This window comes from Enterobacter cloacae complex sp. P14RS (assembly GCF_014895895.1).
GTDB classification, from domain to species: domain Bacteria; phylum Pseudomonadota; class Gammaproteobacteria; order Enterobacterales; family Enterobacteriaceae; genus Enterobacter; species Enterobacter bugandensis.
In genome coordinates, this window is record NZ_JADBQM010000004.1 from 140349 (window position 1) to 156385 (window position 16037).

Genomic DNA, 16037 nt, shown 5'->3' on the forward strand with positions numbered 1-16037 from the left:
GATGAAAACAAAACTGCTCGTCCTGGCAATGGCCCTCAGCTTCGCTTCGGCGCAAGCGGCGGACCGCATTGCCTTTATCCCCAAGCTGGTGGGCGTGGGTTTCTTCACCAGCGGCGGCAACGGCGCGAAAGAGGCGGGGAAAGATCTTGGCGTGGACGTGACCTACGACGGCCCGACGGAGCCGAGCGTTTCCGGCCAGGTGCAGCTCATCAACAATTTCGTCAACCAGGGCTATAACGCCATTATCGTCTCCGCCGTGTCGCCGGACGGCCTCTGCCCGGCGCTGAAGCGTGCGATGCAGCGCGGCGTGAAGGTACTGACCTGGGATTCCGACACCAAACCGGAGTGCCGCAGCATTTATATCAACCAGGGGACGCCGGAACAGCTCGGCGGCCTGCTGGTGGAGATGGCGGGCAAACAGGTCACCAAGCCGAATGCCAAAGTGGCGTTCTTCTACTCCAGCCCAACCGTCACCGACCAGAACCAGTGGGTGAAAGAGGCGAAGGCCAAAATCGAGAAAGATCACCCCCAGTGGCAGATCGTCACCACCCAGTTTGGCTATAACGACGCCACCAAATCTCTGCAAACCGCAGAGGGGATCTTAAAAGCGTATCCGGATCTGGATGCGATCATCGCGCCGGACGCCAACGCCCTGCCGGCGGCGGCGCAGGCGGCGGAAAACCTGAAGCGGGAAGGGGTGGCGATTGTCGGCTTCAGCACGCCGAATGTCATGCGTCCGTACGTTGAGCGCGGGACGGTGAAAGCCTTCGGCCTGTGGGATGTCGTACAACAGGGCAAAATTGCGGTCAATGTCGCCGATCGTCTACTGAAAAAAGGCGATCTTAACCCTGGCGACAGCGTGGACGTAAAAGGTATCGGCGCGCTGAAGGTGGAGCCGAACAGCGTGCAGGGCTACCAGTATGAGGCGAAGGGCAACGGCATCGTGCTGCTGCCGGAGCGGGTGGTGTTCACCAAAGAGAACATCAGCAAATACGATTTCTGACGGGGGAGCAAATGGCTGATTTAGACGACATCAAAGACGGCAAGGATTTTGGCATCGGCACGCCGCAGCAGAATGTGCCGTTCACGCTGAAGGGCTGCGGCTCGCTGGACTGGGGCATGCAGTCCCGCCTGGCGCGCATCTTTAACCCGCAGAGCAACCGCACGGTGATGCTGGCCTTTGACCACGGCTACTTTCAGGGGCCGACCACCGGCCTTGAGCGTATCGATCTCTCCATTGCGCCGCTGTTCGGTGAAACCGACGTGCTGATGTGTACCCGCGGCATTCTCAGGAGCCAGGTGCCCGCCGCGACAAACAAACCGGTGGTGCTGCGCGCCTCCGGCGGTAACTCCATTCTGGGGGAACTCTCGAACGAGTGCGTGGCGGTGGCGATGGAGGATGCCCTGCGCCTGAACGTCTGCGCGGTGGCGGCGCAGGTGTATATCGGAAGCGAGTTTGAGCATCAGTCTATCAACAACATCATCAAGCTTGTCGATGCAGGGGCACGCTACGGCATGCCAACGCTGGCGGTAACGGGCGTCGGCAAGGAGATGGCCCGCGACGCGCGCTACTTCTCGCTCGCCAGCCGCATCGCCGCCGAAATGGGGGCGCAGTTCGTCAAAACCTACTACGTGGACGAGGGCTTTGAAAAAGTGACCGCCAGCTGCCCGGTGCCTATTGTGATCGCCGGGGGCAAAAAGCTGCCGGAGCTCGAGGCGCTGGAGATGTGCTGGCGGGCGATTGATCAGGGGGCGTCCGGCGTGGACATGGGACGCAATATCTTCCAGTCCAGCGCGCCGCTCGCCATGCTGAAAGCGGTGAAAAAAGTGGTTCACGAGAACGTGAGCGCCCGGGAGGCGTTCCAGTTCTGGCAGGAAGAGAAACAGGGAGAAGCAAAATGAACGTGACGCTGGTTGAGATTAACATCAAGCCCGAGCGGGTGGACGAGTTTCTGGAGGTGTTTCGCGCCAACCACGAGGGGTCCATCAGGGAGCCGGGAAACCTGCGCTTTGACGTGTTGCAGGACCCGAGGGTGAAAACCCGGTTCTTTATCTACGAGGCCTACAAAGACGAAGCGGCGGTGCTGGCGCATAAGCAAACCCCGCACTATCTGGCGTGCGTGGACAAGCTTGAGGAGCTGATGTCGGAGCCGCGTAAGAAACGCAGTTTTGTGGGGCTGTTGCCGGAGTAATTCGATGCCCGATGACGCACTCATGCGCGTCATCGGGCATCCTGGCTTATCCTTTGGCTTTCTGGATCGCCATGATTAATGCATCGGAAGAGACGTTTCCTGACATCACGCTAATGCGCTGAATGACCGGATCTTTTTCCTGAGGTAAAACCACAAACGCCGGCGCGTTGGCAAAACCGATCTGCTTCACGAGCTTCACATTGTCCTGTAACACTTTGTTTGCCGACCCGGCCGAAGGCAATTTTTTAAAGATAAAACGGATATCCGGGTTGGCATGGATAAGCGTTTCTGTGACGTTGCAGTTCACGCATTGCTCATCCACAAAAGACACCACGGCGACTTTTGCGTTGGCGGGCCCGACAACAGGATCGCCGCCAGCAAGCAGCTGCTCGCGATGGAGGATGACATTTTGCACCATGGCCTGTTGCTGCGCTATCTCCTGACGCTGGCGAAGGCTTTCCCCTGCCGCAACTAAAAATTCAGGATGTTCAGCGAGATAGGTAGAGACAATTTCACCCATTTTTTCAGGATGGGCGGCGAAATACGCTTCGGCGGCTTTTCCTGTTTGTTCAATCTGCTGTGGCGTCGCTTGCTCTGCCAGCGCTGCGGCTGAGAAAGTCAGGGTCGCAGCCAGCAGAAGCGAAAGGCGACGAAGGGAGGTTGAAACTTCCATTGATGTTATTCCGTAAAAGAGAGAGACGGGACTAGGACGCCAGAGCCTGTGTACGAACAGGCATAATGCGTCCATAGTCATTAATCGCTTGCCAGCGCACCTGGCATACCCCTGGGTCTGGACAACCCTCGAGCTCTCGCTCGCTAAAAGGGGCGACAAGGCCGCCATCAGCGATGCGCTTACCGCCGAGGCTAAGCTGATAAAGCGTGATGTAGTAAGGCGTCGGATTATTCACAACGACGTTATTTTTGTTTCGTGACCAGCGTAAGGCCTGATAAGCATCATCAGGATTGCCGGTGAGCCCGGTGGGCCGATAAAAAAGTTTAAAGCGTGAACGTACCGCCGTTTGCACACCCGTGGTGTGCGGATTAGCGGAAGGGATCGCCGCAACGTTTAACGTGAACAGCGTTTCCCGGTTCTCGGGTAACTTTCCTCCCGTAAATATCAGCCGAATCGTGTTTTCGCGTTGCGGACGCAATGAGAACAGCTGCGGCGTGGCCACAAATGCGGATTGAACCCCGTGTGGGGCATCCGCCCCAGTCCACAGGCCACCCGGCTCGACTTTGGTGTAGATCAGATACGATTCGTCAGAAGGGTTACGCACGGAAAAGCTGATCGATTTTTCACGTTCCGGATAGACAAACCGCGTTCCGCCGATCACCACGCCAGCTTGCGCCTGAAGCATGATGGTGGAGAGAAAAAAGAGAAGCAGGATCTTCGCCGGATAAACACACTTACGCATAATTGAGAATAAAGGTTGTCGTCGCATTTGCCGTTCCCGTGGTGACCTTGTTTGCGGTGGCAACATAGCGGGCGTAAAACTGGAGAGTCGCGTCGCTTTGATTAGGAATAATCATCGTCTTCTGGCTTTTACTTCCCATAGAGATGAGCGACTTGTCCTGGTTGTAAATTCCTACGCCGATACCGGTTGCGTAGCCTTCACCGCCGATGAGCGTCAGTAAATCCGGGTTTGCTGTATCGGGTGTGCCGTCAAAGGTAATACTTACTGAGCCTTCTGTTCCGGCACAGTTTTCCACATTAATAGCAAACGGATGATAATCAGCGCCCATACCTGACTGGGTGAAATATTTACTTTGCACGCTGTCCATTGTGACGGTCAGGTTCTGAGAATCAGGCGCGATACTGCACGTCTTTTTATGGATCACGCCAGTGATATAAATTGTACCGTCGTGCGCCAGTGTACGCGCTGAAAAAAATGGCACCAGAAAAAGCGCGGTGAATATTATTGTGAAAAACTTTTTCATTTCCGCATCCTACTGATAGAGCAGATCAAAATACATGATGGCCGTAGCATTCCCTGTCGTAACCTCGGGCAGGGTCGATTTGTACCGTAAATTAAACGTCAGGCTATTATCTCCCTGCTTTAAGGGATAAATTTCGGATTCCGTATTATTTATTTTAATCGGATTCATTCCGGCATTGAGAAGCTCCACGCCAATGCCCGTCGCCATTTCGCCAGCCGTTCCTTTACCCGTGTCGCTGAGCGCCAGCAGGTCCGAGTTATTGGTATCCGGCATACCGCTGAACCAGATTTTTGTCCCCTGAATGGCGCGTGAACAATTTTTAAGATCGATCGTGAACGCTTTTTCCGGCGTCGTTGTTCCGGTTGCGGGAAATTCAGATATATCGAATGCGCCTAAATCAACCGTTTGTTCTTTACTGTTCACCTCAACTTCACACGATTCGCCGATAATTGTGCCGTATATCTGGAGGTTAACTGTAAAACCCTCATCGGCGTACGTTGTTGCTATGCCAGAGAACAGCGTCGCCAGGGCGACAAAATACAAGACTCTCATTTTTCACCCTTACGCAAAATCGATACGTAAACAGGCCAACGCAGTAAACAGACCTTCTGCCGGGGCCTTCCCTGTCGTGCTGATAGGGTAGGTTTTTAACGTGACATCAGCATGGCCCGAACTATCAGTAATAAAATCAGCGGTGCTGGAGGCGTCGTTAGGTATCATGACGGTGCCATTTTCGTTGGTTACCACCACGCCGACATCTTTATTATCCGTAGCGATCGCCTGGCCGACGTTGCTGTCTGCGTTGGCGACCAGTCGAAGCGTAAGATGCGCAGGCGAAATCACGTCCGCATTACACTCGATGGGAACATTAAAGGTTTTTACCGGCGCATTAGAAGGTTTCTCACCCGCTTTCGTGAATGAAGAACTGTTGAGTTTTCCCAGGTCAACCGTAATGATTTGCCCCGCATTAATGATGCAGTTTTGCGGCACCGTGACCGCGCCGCTGTATGTTATTTGATAAACAATATCATTCAACGGGTCGGTATTTTCGGTGGTGATATAAACATTAAACATCACTTTACTGGGGATAATGACCGTGCCGATAAAAGGTTTGATAATTTTTAACCGGAATACCAGGTTGGAGTCATATACCGGGAAAGGTATGTTCATATCCTCTTTATCCACCCTGTAATCTTTACCCATATGGATATAGTCTCCAGGCGGAAAATATTCACCAATTTCGGAATCGGTTATCCGCATCGCCCCTGCAATATAGATCGGGTCAAGATTCATATACTGCCACTGGTCTTCCGTGAAAATCACCGGGTAGGTATTCCTGTATGAGCGATAGGTACGAGAATCGCCGTCCGGATGATAGTCACATATGGCGTTGACGCCCACATCCTGTGATTTAACCAGTTCAACTGCCTGCCCCAGCTGGTTTTGTTCTTTTGTCAGCGAGGCCGTCAGATCGTAATTAACATTAGTAATGCTGTGTGTAAAGTTATGGCAGACCGCTGCCAGACTTTGCGTAGAAGCCGTAAGGCTGAGTAATAAAAAAATAATGCGTACTTTCACTTATCGGCACTCCGCTTTTAAATGCACGAGGGACTGCTTTGTTTCACTTAGCTTGTAAACGGCAACACATTTTTTATCATCTGTGTCGCCCCATTGCGCTGTCAGACTCCCTGTCTCGCCCAGCCCAGACAGATACGCTTCGCCGTTATCGCCTACGATGGTGTCCCCACCTTCATCGCTGCGCGTAACAACCGCGCCAAAGGGCACAGGGCGCCCGTTATGCATGAGTGCAATCATCGCGCGCGTTCCTGAGCGCGCCTTAAAGGTGGCGCGAACCAGGGCGCCCTGGGTTGGAACAACGTGGGTAACGGCCTCGTCAATGTCCAGATCGTCGCTGAGCGAGTTGGTATTCAGCGCCATGCGGTTACGATGGTATGCGCTGGCATACGGCACAACTGCATAACCTCGCCAGTCGGTGTGGATCCCGGGACCGTCTTCGACCTTCACGTTGCTTGCGCCCGGCGCGGCGATCAGGACATTGGTATCCCCTAATGGCTGGCTTAAGGTGATGCCGTTGCGATGCGCGACGATACCGCCGCTGAGGCCGTAGTTGATCTGTTGATAATCGCCATTGTTACTGTAGTTGTACCCCAGGCTCGCATTACCGTAGGCGCTATCATATTCCGTGCTGATGCTTCCACTGGCACCGGTATGTTGGTTCTGGTATCCCTGCTGAACGCTGTAGCTGAGGTTATTGTCTTCAAGCAGCGTTCCGTTGATGCCGGCAGTATTATTGACCCTGCCGTCGTTATCGGTGCTCATGCCGTATGTGGCGTAAATGCTGTTTAAACGTTTGGTCACATCTCCACCTGGATGAAGCCACAGATTGAGCGGGAAGGAGAGCGTTAAAGAATAAATACGATCGCTTTCACTCATGCCAGGGGATTTATTGTAGTTGTAGGTCAGGTTATAGGTTACGCCCGCAACCGTTCCGCTATAACCCAGCTGAATAAGCGTATTTTTTTCGTCGGTATGCCAGTACGTTTGCTGGCTGCCGTTGAGGAAAATCGACCCGGCAGTGCCCAGCTGTTGTGAAATATTGGCCTGCAGCTTGCCGCGTTTGGTGTAGTACAGATTGTAATAATCGGTCCACACGGGCTGATTGTCGTCGGTGTGGTCGTTGGGATCGTCCTGGCCGACATAACCTTTCATTTGCTTATAGGTGGTTTCATCCAGGGTATAAAAACCGGATGTGGAATAGCGATAGCCTAACAGCTGGAAATTGGTGCCCATGCCGTTCAACGATTTTGCATATAAGAAACGTATTGACTGCCCGTTATGTGAGCTACCGTCGCTCAGTTCGCTTTGTGCGGAGGTGAGATCGGCCGATACGGCGCCAAAATTCCCCAGGTTCACCCCGGTACCCAACGCAAAGGCAGAGTATTTTTCCGTCAGCTGCGTACCACCGTAGACGGTGAATCCTTTTGGTAACCCCCAGATAAGCGTTCCCTGGACAAAATTTGTGTCCTCCTGCTGATCGCTGTTACTGCGATAGCGGGCCGCAGTGGCGGCATATTTTACGGTGCCTTCACGCTGTAAAACCGGTACCGCGGAATAGGGCACAGAGTAGCTGCTGATCGTTCCGTCAGATTCTTTGACCTCTACATTCAGGTCACCGCTGGAGGAGGTGGGGTACAGATCGTTAATGGCAAACGCCCCGGGCGGCACATAGCTTTGATAAATGGTGTAACCGTTTTGTTTGATGGTGACCTGGGCGTTGGATTTAGCGATCCCATGAATGGTTGGCGCAAAACCTTTCATACTATCAGGCAGCATGTTGTCATCAGAATTGATCTGCACCCCGCGGAATGGCAGGCTGTCGAAGACATCCGAAGTGGTATAGTTCTCGCCGATTGTTAGCTTGCTTTTTAGCGGGATAACGGCACGTTCAACATAGGTTTTAATATGTTCCCAGTTGGTGTAGGTCTCTGAGCCGCTGCTGTTGTAGCTCCATGTAGAGAAATCCCGCAGCCGCCACGGCCCCAGGTTTAATCCACTGTTAAGTCCCAGAAAATAGTTGTCTGTCGTCGAACCGTAATCACCGCTATTGTGACTATGCGAACCCGAAAAGTCATAATTCAGCATCAGGGCGTTAATGCCTTCGTCCCATTGCTCAGGGGGAATGTACCCGCGCGCGTTATTACGCAGCGCCGCTTGCGGAATACTGATATTCAGGCGCTGGTGTTCAAAATCAAAAAATGTGGTGGCAGCGGGAATGGCTGCCGGCAAATCGACACAGTTGCCCGCTTTTTCGTCCTTAAGACCGGGTAAGACATCGACATTTACCCCCATCGCATCAAGTGACTTACGCGAGAGGCAGGGCGTCAGCCCCGTATCGTCATCCGTAGGTGTTGAATTTTTGCGCACGTTAAACGTGACGTCGCGCGTGGCTAAAAAATTGTCATTCAGCCATACGTCCACGCGATAGACCCCTGGCGCCTGACCAGCATTACTAAAACGTGATAAATCAGCAACCGCCGCAGGATCGCTTGAAAGAAAGGCAGGGTTGAAATAATAGCCCGCATCCGCATTAACGGATGCGAATGCGCCGAGCATGGCCAGCGTGAGAGGGGCCAAACGATGATTGACTATCCTTGTCTGATACTTGCGAAACTTCATTTTTCTCTGCCTGCTTCAACGCGCTATGTTCGGTATTTTTCCGGGAAAATTATGCTCCAGGGCATGTCTGAACAGGGGTGGTGGCACCGAAATCGTTAACGGTCTGGAACGTCACCTGGCTCCCGCTACCGGCAGGTAGATCAACGACCAGGCTGTTCATTGGCGGAACCATGTTATTGGTTAACTTTGCGTTTCCCGCTTTGAATTGCACCAGCGACACGTAATAAGGCGACGCGTTTTTGATGGTCAACTTGCCGTTACTGACCGTGCAGCGCAGCGCCTTTGGCGCGTCAATTGACGGGGTAGGCAATTTTTTTGGGCGAATAAAAAGCTTAATGACGCTCTGCGTCGCAATCTGCAATGTATTTCCCTGCAACTTACTTTTGTCCACGGCCGGGATAGCTTTGCTGTTGAAATAAAAAACGCTTTCTCTGTCTTTCGGCAAATCTGGGCCAGCGTACATAATCCTGATGGTGTTTTCTTTTTTAGGATGCATAACAAAAAGTGGAGGCGTGACAATAAAGTCTGTGGACTTCGATTGATCGGCGTTCGCAACCCACGATTGCACCAGAAAAGCATTGCTTTGAGACGAGTTCGTAATAGGTAACGAAATCTGTTTATCACCCTGAGGGTAAATAATACGCGTTGCGCCCAGGCCTATCCCCCCAGCGTGAGCCGTAGTCAGCACCGTAGCTGCGAATAAAAAAGAATGCGTAATCAGCTTCGTTATCAAAGATACAGTATTAATTCGTTTCATTTATATATCACTTCATTGAATACATAATCAAATACATAGAATAAAACATGCCGTTTAAGCCTATGTATTTAATCTATATAAAACGGTCGGTTATATTAAAAATCCCTCCTTCGTACAGGCGTACGAAGGAGGGATGACAGCATCCTAATTCGATTAGGAATAAACCATCTGGAAGGTAGCGGTAGATGCTACGTTACCTGGTGTTGCTGCGCCTGTAGCGATGTAGTCAACGCTCAGTGGGATAATGTTTTCACCGTTGATCAGGCCGATTGCAGAAGAGGTGGTACCCAGATCCAGGTTTTTACCGTCCGGTCCAAACAGCTGCAGAGCCACGTTCTGTGCGGAACCTGCACCCGCGGTATTCGCCATAGCGCCCGGCTGAGTAGCATCCTGCTGCGCGTTGAAAATAACCGCTGCGTTCTGGCTGACAGTGGTGTCGCAATCTTCCAGTTTAATGTTGAAATCTTCTTTCTGATTCGCCAGCATTCCGCTTTGAGTCAGCTTCACGGTACGAACCTGGCTCAGGATAACGGTCTGGTCAACAGAATCGGCAGCAACTGAACAGGCAGCGTTAACAACCTGACCGACGAAATTAACGGTACCGCCGCTTACTGTGGTGGTGTCTGCCTGTGCGTTCATCATCACGCCGCTTGCCATAGATGCAGCAACAACCATTGCTAAAACATGCTTTTTCATACAAATCCTTTTAAATAAACAGTTTTCTGTCAAGTTGAAACAAAATTAAAGGTGACTTAATACAAGACTATTCAGATTAAAAATCATGAATATACAGAATCATACAGTACGCTGTGTTTTGCACATTCTCGTGATGTTCCGAAAGCGTATTTTATGAGGCGAGGCATATTATATCAATCTATTGCTGGTTGATTTTTGCTTAGAAATTCTTAAATGGGTTTTAATTAAAAATTTATTAGTTTTTAGAATGGGAGGGTATGTTTGATGCGCTATTTAGCCTGATTTAGTAAGGTGCAATCGCCGAGAGTGATATTTCTGCATTGTTATTGAACGCTATCCTTTTATTAAAATTAAATATTAATTTAAAACGGGAATTGTTCTTTAGGGCAATGTAAGAGTGATTTTCAATATGCCATGTTTAATTACAAATTGAAATGAAATTAGAGTGGATATAACTCCCTCCTCCATAAGAGGAGGGATTAAATCATACTTCTTCTACTCTTACCCGCAGCGCTGCCAGCGCCTTGCGCGCCGCCTTCAGCACCTGCTCACACTGCTCTATGGTCAGCGTCAGCGGTGGCTCAATGCGGATGGTTTTCGAGTTGTTGAGCGTGCCGGCTACCAGCACCCGCTGGCGGAACATCTCGCTCGCGAAGCTGTAGCCGATTTCATTGTCGACAAACTCGATTGCCATCAGCATCCCTTTGCCGCGCGCCTCCTGCACCAGATCCGGGTACTCACGCCCCAGCTGGCGGAAGCCATCCAGCAGCATGTCGCCTTTCTGCTCCGCCTGCGCAGGCAGGTTTTGCTCCAGCAGCACGTTGATGGTGGCCAGCGCCGCCGCACAGGCCAGCGGGTTACCGCCAAAGGTGGTGGTGTGCAGGAACGGATTGTCGAACAGCACCGAGAACACCTCCTCGGTGGCAATCGTTGCACCAATCGGCATCACGCCGCCGCCGAGCGCCTTCGCAAGACACAGTATGTCCGGCTGAACGTTCTCGTGCTCGCAGGCAAACATCCTGCCGGTGCGTCCCATCCCGGTCTGCACTTCGTCGAGGATCAGCAGCGCGCCAAACTCATCGCACAGCTGACGCACGGCGGGCAGGTAGCCCTGTGGAGGCAAAATCACGCCGCCTTCACCCTGAATCGGCTCGAGGATCACCGCCGCCACGTCATCGCCGGTTTTACGGCATTCGCTCAGCACGGTGCGCATGGCGTTAATGTCGCCAAACGGCACGTGGCGGAAGCCCGGCAGCAGCGGCATAAACGGTTTGCGGAAGGTGGATTTGGCGGTCGCAGACAGTGCCCCCAGGGATTTCCCGTGGAACGCGCCGCTGGTGGCGATAAAGGTGAATTTCCCGCGTGGCGACTGGTACGCCTTGGCGAGCTTGATCGCCGCCTCGACCGACTCGGTGCCGCTGTTGCTGAAGAAGCTGTATTTCAGCTTGCCGGGCGTTAAGGCCGCCAGCGTTTTCGCAAGCATGGCGCGAAGCGGGTCGAGCAGTTCCTGACTATGGAGAGGTTGTTTCGCAAGTTGATTCTGTACGGCGGAAACCACTACTGGATTACGGTGCCCCACGTTAAAGATACCGAAACCACCCAGGCAATCTATAAATTCCTGTCCCTGGGTGTCGACAAGCGTGTTGAGACTTCCCGCTTGCCACTCTACGGCTCCGTAATCCCCGCCGGCGGTAACAGATTTGCGATACTCCAGAAAACCAGGATTCACATGCTCTTTAAAATAATCGATGACCTCTCGGTTGAGTTGTTTCATCTCCTCATGATCGAGCGTTCGCTTCTCAATGAGATTCAGTGCGTGCGCGGTACAGGCAAGAGCCGAGGCGCTGGAAGGTAACCTGTTCAAAATATGCTCCCGGGGATCGCGTATCACATGATACTGAGTTAAGTATTGCAGGGATTACGTCACTTCAGATGACTTAACGAAAATCGGGATAAACGCCAGGTTAAAATTATGTTGCGCAATATTTAATCATGCCGGAGCAATCGAAACGGGATTTAGGGGTACAGGGCAACCCGCATTCTCAGGTGCACAAAAAGGCAATTGCACTAAAGGAGTGCATGGCTTGCGGCTTAAGTGGGCGTTAACAGGTCATGCTTTATAGGTAATTTCTTTGCGAAAGTATTTGGAATCAATGAATTATAAAATCTCACAAAAAGTGCGGTTTAAGTGAAATCTGCGATCTCCATCAAGTTTAACAACTAAAGATAAATTGTTTACCGCCGAAAAAACAATAAACCACAAAATTAACATTCGAATAACCTGCAAGGAATGCCCGTCATGTCTTCTCCTTCCTGTGTCACCCAGAATAATTATCCTCTGGACGATGACACCACCTTAATGTCGACCACCGACGTCCACAGCTATATGACCCATGCAAACGACACCTTTGTGCAGGTGAGCGGCTATCAGCTTGATGAGCTGATGGGCCAGCCGCACAATCTGGTGCGCCATCCCGACATGCCAAAAGCGGCGTTTGCCGATATGTGGTACACCCTGCAGCAGGGTGAGCCGTGGAGCGGCATTGTCAAAAACCGGCGTAAAAATGGCGATCATTACTGGGTGCGCGCGAATGCGGTACCGATGGTGCGGAATGGGCAGGTGACGGGGTATATGTCGATCCGCACCAAAGCCACGGAGGAAGAGATCGCTGCCGTAGAGCCGCTCTACCGGGCGCTGAATAACGGGAGCTGTAAAAAACGCATCCAAAAAGGACTGGTGGTGCGTAAGGGCTGGTTGGGTAAACTTCCTTCCATGCCGCTACGCTGGCGCGTACGCAGCGTGATGGCGGCGCTCTTTGCCGCGCTTGCCGCTACCCTGGTGACCACCTCCGCAGGCTGGGTGCCGCTCGCCGCGGCCGCCGTGGTAACGCTGCTGGGAACGCTGCTGTTTGAGCAACAGATTGTCCGCCCGATCGAAAACGTCGCGCATCAGGCGCTGAAGGTGGCGACCGGCGAGCGCAACAGCGTGCAGCATCTGAACCGCAGCGACGAGCTGGGGCTGACCCTGCGCGCGGTAGGACAGCTGGGGCTGATGTGCCGCTGGCTCATCAATGACGTCTCAAGCCAGGTGATGAGCGTCCGTGACGGCAGCGACAGGCTGGCGCAGGGGAACGAAGCGCTGAACGATCGTACGCGTCAGACCGTGGCGAACGTGCAGCAGACCGTCGCAACGATGAACCAGATGGCCGCTTCCGTTCAGAGCAACTCAGAAACCGCCACCGAAGTGGACAAACTCTCCGTCGCCGCGAGCAGCGCGGCGACGAAAGGCGGCAACGCGATGCAGACCGTGGTTAAAACGATGGATGACATCGCCGATAGCACGCAGCGCATCGGCTCGATTACCTCCCTGATTAACGACATCGCTTTCCAGACCAATATCCTCGCGCTGAATGCGGCTGTTGAAGCGGCAAGAGCCGGCGAGCAGGGGAAAGGCTTTGCCGTGGTCGCGGGGGAAGTTCGCCACCTTGCCAGCCGCAGCGCGAATGCGGCTAACGATATCCGCAAGCTGATTGATGCCAGCGCAAGCAGGGTACAGTCCGGCTCGGAGCAGGTGCACGCCGCAGGCCGCACGATGGATGACATTGTCGAGCAGGTGAAAAACGTCACGCAGCTCATCGCGCAGATCAGCCACTCGACGTCCGAACAGGCGACCGGGTTGTCAGAGCTAACCCGCGCGGTGGCGGAACTGGACAGCATTACGCAAAAAAATGCCGACCTGGTCGAGGAGAGCGCGCACATCTCTGCCATGGTGAAACACCGCGCCGGGCGTCTTAAGGATGCGGTGACGGTGCTGCATTGAGCCAGTAATGTTCCGGAAAAGTCGTTTATACCGTAAGGAATAAACGGCTTTTTTATTTGTGGTTGTGACTATTAATGTTTTTTATTGTTAATGAGATATTAAATAACTAAAGAAAGTGCCTCAGTTATTTATCCCTGCCTAAGTCAGTTTTCCCCGATGCTATTTTGCAAACCCTGTTCTGGTGGTCTGGTAACGATCGATGGGGCGGAATTAATAGCCTCTACCTATCCATTGTGATGGTTATGAAATAAAAAAACGATCAAAGTCATAAAGTTAGCGGATTCGTTACCGATAACAGCGATCGTCTGAGAAATAATCACATCGATGGAGAAAATATGTTCTTACATGACGTAAAGATCGGCACGAAATTATTTCTGGCGTTTGGATTCTTTATTGTCCTGATGGTGATCAGCGCCAGTATGTCCTTACTGAGCCTGAACCGGGCTAACAACGGGATGCAATCCATCATTACCCATGATTATCCCACCACGGTAAAAGCGAACCAGTTAATCGACAACTTCCAGGAATTTATTAGCACTCAGCAGCTCATGCTGCTGGATGAACAGGGAACGTACACGGCACAGTCGCAGCAGCATCTTAAAGAGATCAGCGAGCATATCACGGTGATTTTGGGCGAGCTGAATACGGTGTTGCAGGACCCGAAATCGCAGCAGGTCCTTGCCGAGATCCGCGACGTTCGTCAGCAGTATCTGGACTCGCGCTATCGCATTTTGCAGGCGGTGCAGAATAATGACCGTGCGGGTGCTATCCAGGAGATGATGACCCATACCCTCACCGTGCAGCAGGCCTATAAAGCTAAAGTGCAGGAGCTGATTGCGATTCAGAACCATGAGATGCAGAGCGCGGGGGCGCAGGTGGAAGGAGACTTCAGGTCTAGCCGACTGCTGCTGATCCTGATCACCCTCTTTAGCGTCGCCGCTGGCAGCCTGATTGGCTGGTTTATCGTGCGCGCTATTACCCGCCCACTCGGCGAGGCGGTGAATTTTGCCAATGCCATTTCAGAGGGCGACCTGACGGGCAGCATCACGCCGCACGGCAAAGACGAAACGGGCCTATTGCTGCACGCGCTGATGGAGATGAAAAACCGCCTGCTGGATATTGTGCAGCAGGTGCAAACGGGCTCGGAGAATATCTCCAGCGCAGCCGCGCAGATTGTCGCCGGTAACCAGGATCTTGCCGCGCGCACCGAGGAGCAGGCAAGTTCGGTTGAACAGACCGCCGCCTCGATGGAGCAGATCACCGCGACGGTGAAAAACACCGCCTCGCACACCGGAGAAGCGACTAATCTCTCGGCAGATGCCGCCACGGTGGTCAAAAACAACGGGGAGATGATGAAGCAGGTGACCAGCAAAATGCGCCTGATTAACGAGACGTCGAACCGGATGTCCGACATTATCGACCTGATCGACGCTATTGCGTTCCAGACCAACATTCTGGCGCTGAACGCGGCGGTGGAAGCGGCGCGTGCGGGCGAGCACGGCCGCGGCTTCGCGGTGGTTGCCGGTGAGGTTCGCCAGCTTGCCCAGAAGAGCGCGTCGTCTGCCAGTGAAATTCGCGAGCTGATCGAGAGCTCCACCAGCCAGACCCAGGACGGGATGAATCTGGTGGAAAAAGCGAGCGCGTTGATCAACGGCATGGTCGGCAACGTGGAGGAGATGGACACGATCCTGCGCGAGATCCGCCAGGCCAGCCACGAGCAGACGGAGGGGATCTCGCAGATCAACAGCGCGATTGGCCTGATTGATGCCACCACCCAGCAGAACTCTGCGCTGGTGGAGGAGTCCGTCGCGGCGGCGGCATCCCTTAACGAGCAGGCGATGCACCTGAAAGAGCTGGTTCGCGTATTCCGAGTGAGCGAGCACGCGCCGGCTTAATCCAGCTGGGAGATCTCCAGCGCCGCGCGGTCGATTATGCCGATAATCTGCTTGAGCTGCGCGTCGCTGAACTCTCCCTGATTTACCTTCAGGTCTAACACCGCTTTAAAGTTATCCAGCGCCCGCTTCATCTGCGGGTTTTTGCGCAGCTCAAAGCCGACGCTGCGCGCCTTAATACGCACCTGGATCTGTTCCAGCTGTTCCCGGTTTTCGTCCAGCCAGCGTTGTCCTTCAGCGGTAATCGCAATCTTCTTACGACCGCTCTCTTCTTCCGTAATGGTGATAAGGGTTTGATCTTGCAGATAATCCAGCGTCGGGTAGATCACACCGGGGCTCGGCGTGTAGTTCCCCTGGGTCAGGTTCTCGATCTCTTTGATCAGCTCATAGCCGTGGCTGGCGCTGCGGGTCAGGATATCCAGAATCACCAGTCGCAGGTCGCCGTGGCCGAAAAAGCGCGGTCGGCGTCCACCGCCGTCGTGTTCATGTCGCATGTTATGTCTCTTAATTTGATATATCTAAACTATATCTAAGATATATTCAGA

General features: G+C 53.0%; 15 protein-coding genes. 5 read left to right on the plus strand and 10 right to left on the minus strand.

Annotation, left to right across the window (positions count from 1 at the left end; all coding sequences use genetic code 11):
• The first annotated feature begins 1 nt into the window (after position 1).
• Genes lsrB through lsrG form a run of 3 tightly spaced genes read left to right on the plus strand, consistent with a single transcriptional unit; the run spans position 2 to position 2192 of the window.
• Entirely contained in the window at positions 2 to 1003 is a 1002-nt protein-coding gene (gene lsrB / locus IM295_RS02640) for an autoinducer 2 ABC transporter substrate-binding protein LsrB (RefSeq protein WP_047367089.1), read from the plus strand.
• Positions 1004 to 1014: 11 nt separating this feature from the next.
• A complete protein-coding gene (gene lsrF, locus IM295_RS02645; protein ID WP_028014491.1) occupies positions 1015 to 1902 on the plus strand; it encodes a 3-hydroxy-5-phosphonooxypentane-2,4-dione thiolase in 888 nt (295 codons plus the stop codon).
• The gene (gene lsrG / locus IM295_RS02650) at positions 1899 to 2192 is read left to right on the plus strand and encodes a (4S)-4-hydroxy-5-phosphonooxypentane-2,3-dione isomerase (protein ID WP_045260122.1); all 294 of its coding nucleotides are present in this window, start codon (positions 1899 to 1901) and stop codon (positions 2190 to 2192) included. Before lsrF ends, lsrG begins: the two co-directional genes overlap by 4 nt.
• Positions 2193 to 2238: 46 nt before the next feature.
• On the opposite strand, the gene IM295_RS02655 is transcribed toward lsrG, so the two are convergent.
• From IM295_RS02655 to ygjG, 9 genes are all read right to left on the minus strand, one after another.
• A complete protein-coding gene (locus tag IM295_RS02655) occupies positions 2239 to 2865 on the minus strand; it encodes a hypothetical protein (protein ID WP_028014489.1) in 627 nt (208 codons plus the stop codon).
• 31 nt (positions 2866 to 2896) lie between these two features.
• Positions 2897 to 3634 (minus strand): molecular chaperone, encoded by a 738-nt coding sequence (locus IM295_RS02660; RefSeq protein WP_028014488.1) that lies wholly within the window; start codon positions 3632 to 3634, stop codon positions 2897 to 2899.
• Positions 3600 to 4130: a fimbrial protein gene (locus tag IM295_RS02665; RefSeq protein ID WP_028014487.1), complete on the minus strand. Its 531-nt coding sequence runs from the start codon at positions 4128 to 4130 to the stop codon at positions 3600 to 3602. Before IM295_RS02665 ends, IM295_RS02660 begins: the two co-directional genes overlap by 35 nt.
• Positions 4131 to 4139: 9 nt before the next feature.
• On the minus strand, positions 4140 to 4682 hold the full coding sequence (locus tag IM295_RS02670; protein ID WP_049000026.1) for a fimbrial protein: 543 nt from the start codon (positions 4680 to 4682) through the stop codon (positions 4140 to 4142).
• Positions 4683 to 4691: 9 nt separating this feature from the next.
• A complete protein-coding gene (locus IM295_RS02675; protein WP_193052575.1) occupies positions 4692 to 5708 on the minus strand; it encodes a fimbrial protein in 1017 nt (338 codons plus the stop codon).
• Positions 5709 to 8327, minus strand: coding sequence for a fimbrial biogenesis usher protein (locus IM295_RS02680; protein WP_193066173.1), 2619 nt, complete (start codon positions 8325 to 8327; stop codon positions 5709 to 5711).
• A gap of 49 nt (positions 8328 to 8376) precedes the next feature.
• Positions 8377 to 9084: a fimbria/pilus periplasmic chaperone gene (locus tag IM295_RS02685; protein ID WP_028014483.1), complete on the minus strand. Its 708-nt coding sequence runs from the start codon at positions 9082 to 9084 to the stop codon at positions 8377 to 8379.
• A gap of 153 nt (positions 9085 to 9237) precedes the next feature.
• Positions 9238 to 9780, minus strand: a complete 543-nt coding sequence (locus IM295_RS02690) for a fimbrial protein BcfA (protein WP_028014482.1) — start codon at positions 9778 to 9780, stop codon at positions 9238 to 9240.
• Between the two features lie 484 nt (positions 9781 to 10264).
• Positions 10265 to 11644, minus strand: coding sequence for a putrescine aminotransferase (gene ygjG, locus IM295_RS02695; RefSeq protein ID WP_193066174.1), 1380 nt, complete (start codon positions 11642 to 11644; stop codon positions 10265 to 10267).
• 435 nt (positions 11645 to 12079) lie between these two features.
• Here ygjG and IM295_RS02700 point away from each other — a divergent pair, with 435 nt between their 5' ends.
• On the plus strand, positions 12080 to 13600 hold the full coding sequence (locus tag IM295_RS02700; protein WP_193066175.1) for a PAS domain-containing methyl-accepting chemotaxis protein: 1521 nt from the start codon (positions 12080 to 12082) through the stop codon (positions 13598 to 13600).
• Positions 13601 to 13935: 335 nt separating this feature from the next.
• A complete protein-coding gene (locus IM295_RS02705) occupies positions 13936 to 15495 on the plus strand; it encodes a methyl-accepting chemotaxis protein (protein WP_028014479.1) in 1560 nt (519 codons plus the stop codon).
• Here the strand turns inward: IM295_RS02705 and IM295_RS02710 are convergent.
• Entirely contained in the window at positions 15492 to 15986 is a 495-nt protein-coding gene (locus tag IM295_RS02710; protein WP_126300150.1) for a PadR family transcriptional regulator, read from the minus strand. The genes IM295_RS02705 and IM295_RS02710 overlap by 4 nt on opposite strands.
• Positions 15987 to 16037: the final 51 nt, after the last annotated feature.